At 63.6% G+C, this 7,974-nt stretch carries 10 protein-coding genes; 4 read left to right on the top strand and 6 right to left on the bottom strand.

What is annotated here, in order from left to right; translation table 11 throughout:
- Both VGH68_RS10640 and VGH68_RS10635 read right to left on the bottom strand, forming a co-directional pair.
- Positions 1-683: PP2C family protein-serine/threonine phosphatase (locus VGH68_RS10640; RefSeq protein WP_331603569.1), on the bottom strand; the 683-nt coding region annotated here is incomplete at its 3' end.
- Between the two features lie 5 nt (positions 684-688).
- Positions 689-976, bottom strand: a complete 288-nt coding sequence (locus VGH68_RS10635) for a hypothetical protein (RefSeq protein WP_331603568.1) — start codon at positions 974-976, stop codon at positions 689-691.
- A 516-nt stretch (positions 977-1,492) separates the two neighbouring features.
- Between VGH68_RS10635 and VGH68_RS10630 the strand changes: the two genes are divergently transcribed.
- Together VGH68_RS10630 and VGH68_RS10625 are read left to right on the top strand one after the other, a co-directional pair.
- A complete protein-coding gene (locus tag VGH68_RS10630; RefSeq protein WP_331603567.1) occupies positions 1,493-2,038 on the top strand; it encodes a lecithin retinol acyltransferase family protein in 546 nt (181 codons plus the stop codon).
- Between the two features lie 54 nt (positions 2,039-2,092).
- On the top strand, positions 2,093-2,347 hold the full coding sequence (locus VGH68_RS10625) for a hypothetical protein (protein WP_331603566.1): 255 nt from the start codon (positions 2,093-2,095) through the stop codon (positions 2,345-2,347).
- Here VGH68_RS10625 and VGH68_RS10620 read toward each other — a convergent pair.
- The 3 genes from VGH68_RS10620 to VGH68_RS10610 all read right to left on the bottom strand — a co-directional run bounded on the left by VGH68_RS10620 (position 2,344) and on the right by VGH68_RS10610 (position 5,190).
- Positions 2,344-3,219 (bottom strand): LysR family transcriptional regulator, encoded by an 876-nt coding sequence (locus tag VGH68_RS10620; RefSeq protein ID WP_331603565.1) that lies wholly within the window; start codon positions 3,217-3,219, stop codon positions 2,344-2,346. The two genes, VGH68_RS10625 and VGH68_RS10620, sit on opposite strands and share 4 nt — an antisense overlap.
- A gap of 99 nt (positions 3,220-3,318) precedes the next feature.
- Positions 3,319-3,669, bottom strand: a complete 351-nt coding sequence (locus VGH68_RS10615; RefSeq protein ID WP_331603564.1) for a response regulator — start codon at positions 3,667-3,669, stop codon at positions 3,319-3,321.
- A 6-nt stretch (positions 3,670-3,675) separates the two neighbouring features.
- The gene (locus tag VGH68_RS10610; RefSeq protein WP_331603563.1) at positions 3,676-5,190 is read right to left on the bottom strand and encodes an ATPase domain-containing protein; all 1,515 of its coding nucleotides are present in this window, start codon (positions 5,188-5,190) and stop codon (positions 3,676-3,678) included.
- 415 nt (positions 5,191-5,605) lie between these two features.
- Here VGH68_RS10610 and VGH68_RS10605 point away from each other — a divergent pair, with 415 nt between their 5' ends.
- Positions 5,606-6,652 carry a squalene/phytoene synthase family protein gene (locus VGH68_RS10605; protein ID WP_331603561.1) on the top strand — a complete coding sequence of 349 codons (1,047 nt, stop codon included), beginning with the start codon at positions 5,606-5,608 and terminating at the stop codon, positions 6,650-6,652.
- A 94-nt stretch (positions 6,653-6,746) separates the two neighbouring features.
- Positions 6,747-6,995: a hypothetical protein gene (locus tag VGH68_RS10600; RefSeq protein WP_331603560.1), complete on the top strand. Its 249-nt coding sequence runs from the start codon at positions 6,747-6,749 to the stop codon at positions 6,993-6,995.
- Positions 6,996-7,316: 321 nt separating this feature from the next.
- Here VGH68_RS10600 and VGH68_RS10595 read toward each other — a convergent pair whose 3' ends face one another.
- Positions 7,317-7,634 carry a DUF4148 domain-containing protein gene (locus tag VGH68_RS10595; protein WP_331603559.1) on the bottom strand — a complete coding sequence of 106 codons (318 nt, stop codon included), beginning with the start codon at positions 7,632-7,634 and terminating at the stop codon, positions 7,317-7,319.
- Positions 7,635-7,974: the final 340 nt, after the last annotated feature.

Raw genomic sequence — 7,974 nt, 5'->3', positions numbered from 1 at the left:
CGTGCGAGCGCCTGTTCGACGAGTTCGCCGCACGCGTTCTCGCGCTGCGCCGATGCCAGTACATCGGCAATTTCAGCGTCGCTCAATTCGTTGGTCAGGCCGTCGCTGCAAAGCAGGAACACGTCGCCGTCGGCGACTTCGATTGCGTCGTCATCGAGTTCCAGCAGGTCCGTTGCGCCCACCGCGCGGGTAATCATGTGTTGCGCGGGGTGATGGCGTGCCTCTTCGTCGGTGATCACGCCCAGCGCGCGCAACTGCTCGACCTGACTGTGATCGCGCGTGAGCTGGCGCAATTGTCCGGCTCGATATAAATAAATACGGCTGTCGCCGGCCCACACGTAACCGCAGAAGCGGTCGCACGCGAGCAATACGACGACCGTGCTGCCGATTCGCTGCACCTGGCGCCGCGCGGCTTCGTCGCGCAGTTGCTGGTTCGCGCGCTGCAGACGCGTGCGCGTATCGGCGATCAGCGTTCGGATGCTGCGCGGCGCCGCCAGTTGACTCAACGCGCCCACCACCGTGCGGCTCGCGAGATCGCCAACCGCATGCCCGCCCATGCCGTCCGCGACCGCCCAACGTCCGGCATCGGGTTGGTCCAGGCACGCGTCTTCGTTGATTTCGCGCACGCGCCCGGCGTCGGAACGCGCACACGACATCCAGCGAAATTGGCTGGCACAGGTCACAACGGCTACACCGTGTCGTTCCGGTTGCGCGCGTCGGGCGACACGTTGAGGTTCGAGTTCGCGCCGAAGTTACGCACGTCGACCGACTGGAACTGGTTGATCATCTGGTTCGCATAGAAGTTGTTGGACACCTCGTACAGATTGACGACGGGTCCAATGCTCGGCGTTTGCGGAACGTACGGCTGAATCCAGCCGTACACCCATGGCGCGCCACCGCCGCCGCGAATCGCGGCCATCGCCTTGCGATCGAGCGCGAGGTTCAGCGAGAGATCATTGATGGTCAGGCAGGACATGTCGTTCTCCGGTGGGCCGGGTGTGCAACGCACGCGGCGGAATGGCTCTGCGCTTGATGGTGCAAGTGCCATGCCAATCGCGAGTGCGTTACGGCCGCCGCCAGTAGCGCATTGACTGGCGGCGATTGCGCGCGTTTCTGTTCGTCATGGTCGGCACGACCGGTCGGTTGGCAACCAACAAGCTCGAATGCAGACAGGTGTGGGACCCGACACATTCGTGCCGGGCTCCGAGCGTTGTTGTCCGGTTTTGCGCTCACGCCAATTCGACGCGAAGGCCGCGCGCATTCCACGCCACTGCTTCGCAAATTCCACGCGGATGCTTGATCGGCAGCGGGTGCAACGTGAGCGCCGCGCGCCAACTTATCGACGCGGATTCTGTTGGCCCAGCGCTGACATTCGCCTTTTCAGAAATCTCATCGATACGCGGAAAACCCCGTCAGTAAAGGCTTCTCAACGCATGGCCCGATTGATGCAAAAGCTCTCGCAACAGTGTTGGAAATGCGAACGAGGCCAGCCATGAACACCTTCACACCCGATACGAATCGCGATGACCCGCAAGCCGTCGAGACCCGCGTTGCCGCGTCGTCGACGATCGATCTGCCGATCGGCGCGCATCTCGTCACCCAGCGCAACGGCTACGAGCATCACGGCATCTATGCGGGCAACGGCCGCGTCGTCCATTACGCGGGTTTTGCGAGTTCCGCGCATCGCGGACCGGTCGAGGAAGTCGAGATCGCGCGCTTCGCCGCCGGTCATCCGCTGACGATTCGCGCGACGCCGAGCGCGCGTTATGCCGGTGAGGAAGCGGTGAGCCGCGCGCGCTCGCGTCTCGGAGAAAACCGCTACCGCCTGCTGACCAACAACTGCGAACACTTCTGCGCGTGGTGTCTGCTCGGCGAAAGCCGCAGCGAGCAGGTGCATGGCTGCCTGCGTCATCCGCGCACCGGCATGCGCGCGCTGATGTGTCTCGTCAAAGCGTTGGTAGAAAGCGGCGCGAGGAACGGGGAAGCAAGCCGGGAAACAAGCGCGGAGCGTGCCGTCGAATTCGCGCAGCTCGCGTGAACGTACCGCAATGACTTGCGCGTGCGACGCGCGAAACGAGTCGAGGAGAGCATCATGGTTGCCGCAGAAAAGAGCTTGCACCGGGCCGTCGACAAATGGCTCGCACCCACCCCGTCGATGCCCGCGCGCGTCGTGCAGTTCTGCCACCGTACCTCGCAGCGTTATGTCTGCGTGCAGGCGCTGCGGCCGGAAGGGTTGCTGTCGATTTTCTTCTTTCGTCACGGCGACGGTTCATGGAACGTGTTCCCGCCTCAAGCCGACCGGCCCGCGATGAACGGCGACTGCCGTACCGCCGCCGCGTTGAGCTAGTTCTCTCGCGTGGCTGCTTCCTTCACGATCCACTGACTGAACAGCGCCATCGCGGGCGTCATCGGTTTGCCCTTCAGGCAGGTCAACCAGTAATTGCCCGCGTGGACCTCGACGTCAAACGGGCGCACCAGACGCCCCGTATTGATCTCACGCTCGAACATCAGCGCGGGCGCGAGTGCGATGCCCGCACCCTGTATCGCCGCTTCGACCATGAGCCGGGACGAATCGAACATCGGGCCGCGCACCGGCAGCGGCGCGATGCCTGCCGCGGCGAACCAGTTGATCCAGTCGTCCACACGATAGGAGCGCAGCAGCGTTTCGTTCGCCAGATCGCCGGGTTGCGCAACCCGCGCGGCGATTTCGGGTGTGCAAAGCAGCGCGAGCGGCGCGTCGAGCAATGTGGTGGCGAGCGAGCCGGGCCAGGTGCCGTCGCCGAAACGGATCGCAAAATCGAGGCCTTCGGTCGCGAGATCGACGAGGTTGTTATTCGTGCGCAGCCGAAGTTCGACGAACGGATGCGCGTCGCGAAACGATTTGAGGCGCGGCATCAGCCAGCCGACCGCGAACGTGCCCACCACCCCGACTGTCAGCACCTCGTGAAAGTGACCGCCGTCGAACTGCTTGAGCACCGCCTCGATGCGATCGAATGCGTCGGACAGCACCGGGCGCAGCGCGAGCCCTTCGTCGGTCATTGCGAGGCCGCGCGGCAGTCGCCTGAATAGCGTGGTGCCAAGCCGCTCTTCGAGCGAGCGGACCTGCTGGCTCACGGCGGCCTGGGTGACGTTCAATTCGAGTGCGGCGCGCGTGAAGCTCAAATGCCGGGCGGACGATTCAAATGCGCGCAGCGCGTTCAGTGGAACATACGGTCTCATGGCGCAGGCAATAGATTTTCTTTGAACGGACTCGATTATCACCGTTTGCCGGCGGTGCGAGAACAATCGATGCTAAGCCTTCAGGTTGCCGCAATGCCGTTAGCCGCCCATCTGCTCCAGCATCGCCAGCAGATGATCGAACGAAAGCGGCTTGCGCGCGTATGCGATGCGGGGATTCGGCTGCACGGGAATATCCGCTGCCGCGCTGCACAGAATGATCGGAATGTCGCCTAGTTCCGGGTCGGCGTACAGCGCCGCGCACAACTGCGTGCCCGACATCACCGGCATCATGCAGTCGGATACGATGATGTCCGGCCGGCTCGTGCGGATCAGCGCGAGCGCGGCGGCCCCGTTCGACGCCGTCAGCACCGTATAGCCGTGCCGCTCCAGCAGCAACCGCCACACGGTGAGGATGTCGAATTCGTCGTCCGCGACCAGGATGGTTTTCATGGGCGGCTAGGGTTTGCGCCGCGTTTGCAGTGTGGCCGACAAGCCGGGGGCTGACTGCGCGCTGATGGCGCTCGGCGGCCCGTCGATCACGTCGATTCCTTCCGATGAAATGCTGAGTTCGCGCAGCGACGTGTCGTGCGCGCTTTCGCGCTGCTTGACCACCGAGATCATGCGCCGCAGTCCGGCGTCGGTTTCGGCGTAGCGCAGCAGCACGAGGTTTTCGGTCAACGCGGACACGCGCACGCTTCTGCCATGACCCGGATCAGCGTAAAGCGGCAATTCCTCGGTGACGAGCGTGGTACCGGCCGCTTCGCGAAGCTGATGCATCAGCGCGTTGAGGAATAGCCCGAAGCGCTCGGGACGCAGCGCGGAATCGCGGAAACCTTCGACGCCGTCGATCGCGATGCGGGTTGCGCCGGTCTGTTTGATGGCGGCGAGCGCGCACGCCGCGACTTCGTCGACCGCCAGTTCGATCGCGGGTTGCCAGTGGATCGTCAGACGGCCGTCGCGCCACGCGTCGGCGAGCGGAATCGATACCGCCTCGGCCTTGCCGATCAGCCGCTGGGGCCCCTCGTAAAAGCCGAGATACACGCAGCGTTCGCCGCGCGCGAGGCCCGCTGCGAGAAATTGCAGGCACAGCAATGTCTTGCCGACGCCCGATGGCCCCATCAATGTGGTAGTCGAGCCTTGCGCGAAGCCGCCGCCCAGCAGTCTGTCCAGATGCGGCAAGCCGAAGCCGAGACGCGCTTTCAGATCGACGGGACCGGGCGGTTGTGCGCATTGCGCTTCGAGGCGCGGGAACATCAGCAGCCCGCTTTCGGCGATGCGGAAGAAATGCCGGCCCATCAGATGATTGCGCGCGCGCATCTTGTGCACTTCGATTTCGCGCGCGCGGCGCATGCCGTCGCTATAGCGGTTCAGCTCGATCAGCCCGTCGACCAGCGTGTGCTCCGGATGCGGTTCGTTGCCGGAGAGCGGCGCGAGCAGCAGCGTCGTGCAGTCCATCACCGCGACCAGTCCGTTCAATTCGTGGATGAACTTCGACAGCGACAGTTCTGTTTCGCTGAATTCGCGGGCGCTGCGAAAGCCGTCGATGATCATCAGGCTCGGCCGGTAATCGTAGATGCTCGACGCGATCAGCTTCAGAAAGCCGTCGAGCCCTTCCTGCATCAGTTCGTGATAGCCGGACACGAATAGCATTTGCTGTGCGACCGCGGTTTCGTCAAAGAAGCTCAGGCCGCGCAAATGGGCGAGCAGCTTGTCGTGCGACTCGGCGATCAGCGTCATGTACAGCACTTTCTCGCCCTGTCTGACGCGATGAAAGCCGATCTGGCTCGACAGGATCGTCTTGCCGGCGCCGGCCATGCCTTCCAGCAAATAGACGCCGCCGCTCACCAGGCCGCCGCCGAGAATCTCGTCGAAGCCGGGCACGCCTGTTTCCACATTTCGGCGCGCGGTGGGAGGCCGGGGCGCGTCAGACGGCGCGAACGGGGAGGACGTGCTGGATTCGTGCGTGGTCATTGTCGATATGTCATTCGAGGTCCGCGAAAACCAGGCGCTGTGACGGTGAGCCGGCCGGTCCGTAACCCCATTGGGGAAGCAATCGCTGTTCCCGGCGAATCGCGCGAGGCGAAACGCAACGCAGCATTGCGGGGATTTTATCTGGCGACGCGGCGTTTGGCGAACCGCGACGGACGCACGCTTCGAGGCGACATCGCGATGCAGGCGGGCAGATCGCCGAACCGGTGCGGCGAAGCACGACATGCTGCTTGCTTTGGCCAGCATTGGTCCGCGCAACGGCCACGCAGCGGGCGACACGCGCATCGGCCGGGCGACAAGCGCGACGGGCGCGGGACCGGCGCTTCGCCGTATACAATCCCGCAGCGCCTGACTTTCGCGGTTTCTTCTCCGCTTATTTGCCAATTCGATCCCGTCCATGCCGAATCCGACCCGGGCCTTTCTTCTCGGCCCGCTGCTCAAAGGCGTCTCACGCTCCTTTTATCTGACGCTGCGCGTGCTGCCTGCCCGCATGCGCGATCCGATCGGCCTTGCGTATCTGCTCGCGCGCGCGGCCGACACGATTGCCGACACTCCGCTGATTCCGCCGGACCAACGGCTTGCATTGCTGCTCGCGCTGCGCCATCAGGTCAATGGCGTCGCGGACGACAGCGCGCTATTCCAGCGTATCGCCGCCGAGGTCGCGGGTCAGCAGGCGCAGTCGGACGAAAAGCTGCTGCTGGAATCGCTGAGTCCGGCGCTCGACGTGCTCCAGCAACTGAGCGAGTCGGACCGTCGCGCGGTACGCGCAATCGTCACGACACTGACCGAGGGGATGGAATTCGATCTGCGCACGTTTCCCGATGAACGTTCCGCGCAACTCGTGGCGCTGCCTGAATACGACGAGCTCGACCGCTATACCTATCTGGTCGCGGGCTGCGTCGGCGAGTTCTGGACCGCGATGACTTACGCGCATCTGCCGGGCACGTTAAAAGAGCGGCCCGATACGATGACGCACCGTGGCGTGCGCTTCGGCAAGGCACTGCAGATGACCAACGTGTTACGCGATTGCGGCAAGGACCTGCGCATCGGGCGCTGCTATTTGCCGCAAAGCATGCTCGATCGCCACGGGCTGAGCGCGCGCGATCTGCTGCAACCGGCCAATTCGATGCGCGCGCGGCCGTTGCTCGTCGAGCTGGTGCGCGACACGCTCGATCATTTCCGCGCCGCGCGCGACTACACGCTTGCGATTCCGGCGAGCGCGGTGCGCTTGCGCCTCGGATGCCTGTGGCCGATTCTGATCGGCCTCGACACGCTGCTGTTGCTGGTGGATAACGACGCGTGGCTCGATCCCGCGAGGGTGTCTAAAGTGACGCGCAATGCCGTGTATCGGATCATCGCGTCGTCGCTGCTGCTGGTGCCGTCGAATGCGCTGGTGCGCCACGCGATCGACAAGCGAATCCGGCGGATCGAAGCGCGACTGTGAATGTCGTTGACGGTAGCCACGCGCGCACGCGGGAAACCCCTAAGCCCATAGCTTCGCGCTTCGCGTTAGTCTCTTCCGAAAGAGGAGACGACCCATGCGACAGGCGTTCTATATTGCTGTGGTGCTTTTGCTTGGCTATCTGATGGCGGATCGGGCGCTGATGCGCGCTCAGGCCGGCGAGCTCGGCACGATTACGTGCCACCAGGGTGCGGCGCTGGTCAAGTCGGATGCGTTGAAAAAGGGCTTTGGAGAGGCGGGCGCGGGCGCGCAGAGCGAGAGCTTTCTGTCGAGCTGTCTGGTGACCGGACGCGGCCAGGTGGGCGATGTGATCGCACGCGAATGACGCCGGCTGACGTGTCGCAAGGATTCGTGGGGGCGCGCAACATGCCGTATCGATAGCGCCGCGAAAAAGCGCCCAGACCGCAAAGGTCCGGGCGAAGTCATCGGGAACCCGATGACGGAGGTAAACAGATATCAGATATGAACTGGCCCGCGTCCGGGAGTACCCGGCCGCGGGCCAGTTCATTTGAATCAGAATGCGCGCCCAACGGACGCGCTAAGGGAACCGCGCATGCCACGTGCGCTTGCGGTTCGTGTCGCCGCGCTACAGCCTGGCGTCGACATCAGCTGACTGTTTGACGAACCGCTTTCTACCTTTTACGGCTTACTGACCGAAGTAGATCGACTTCGAGCCAGTCGTCGGCGCCGCATGGCTCGATTGCGACGAACCGCTTACCACACCACCGAAGCCGCTAGTGGCGGGCTGGCTGACGCCGTTTTGCGCGTCGACGCGAGCCTGCGCGGCCTGGATGTTAGCCGGGTAGTACGGGTCGGCCGCGTTCGGTTGATAGCCTGCCTTTTCCAGTTGAACCAGTTCGGCGCGCACTTGAGCGCGGGTCACGGGCTGATTCGCTTGTGCGAACGAGGCGACCGGAGCGGCGAGAGCGGCGGCGATAACAACGGCTTGAATGAGCGTTTTCATGGTACTTACCTCCAGTTTCAGGGTTTTGTCTTGCTGCGAACGTGTGTGTTCGTAGTCAGTGATTACATTGTAGTTTTGGGAACTGGAGAGAGTAAGAGCCGATTCAGGTAAGGTTTGTTGTCAATTTTGAGACAAAGGCCCGCAACCTGGCGACCCCATGCGGCTCGCGTCCGGCGCTTAACCTTGCTGTTTGGGCGCGCTAGCGTCGCGTTGCGGCGCTCTCCCACCGCCAGGCGCGGCTTGCGATAAGCGCGTGAACGCCCGACTCGTACGCGCATCGCGCTGCTCTTTCGCTTGATAGAAGTCCCGGCTGAGCCACTGTCCGATACTCATCAAGGCC

The organism is Paraburkholderia sp., assembly GCF_036488505.1.
Classification (GTDB): domain Bacteria; phylum Pseudomonadota; class Gammaproteobacteria; order Burkholderiales; family Burkholderiaceae; genus Paraburkholderia.
This window is presented reverse-complemented; position numbering and strand designations above follow the sequence as displayed.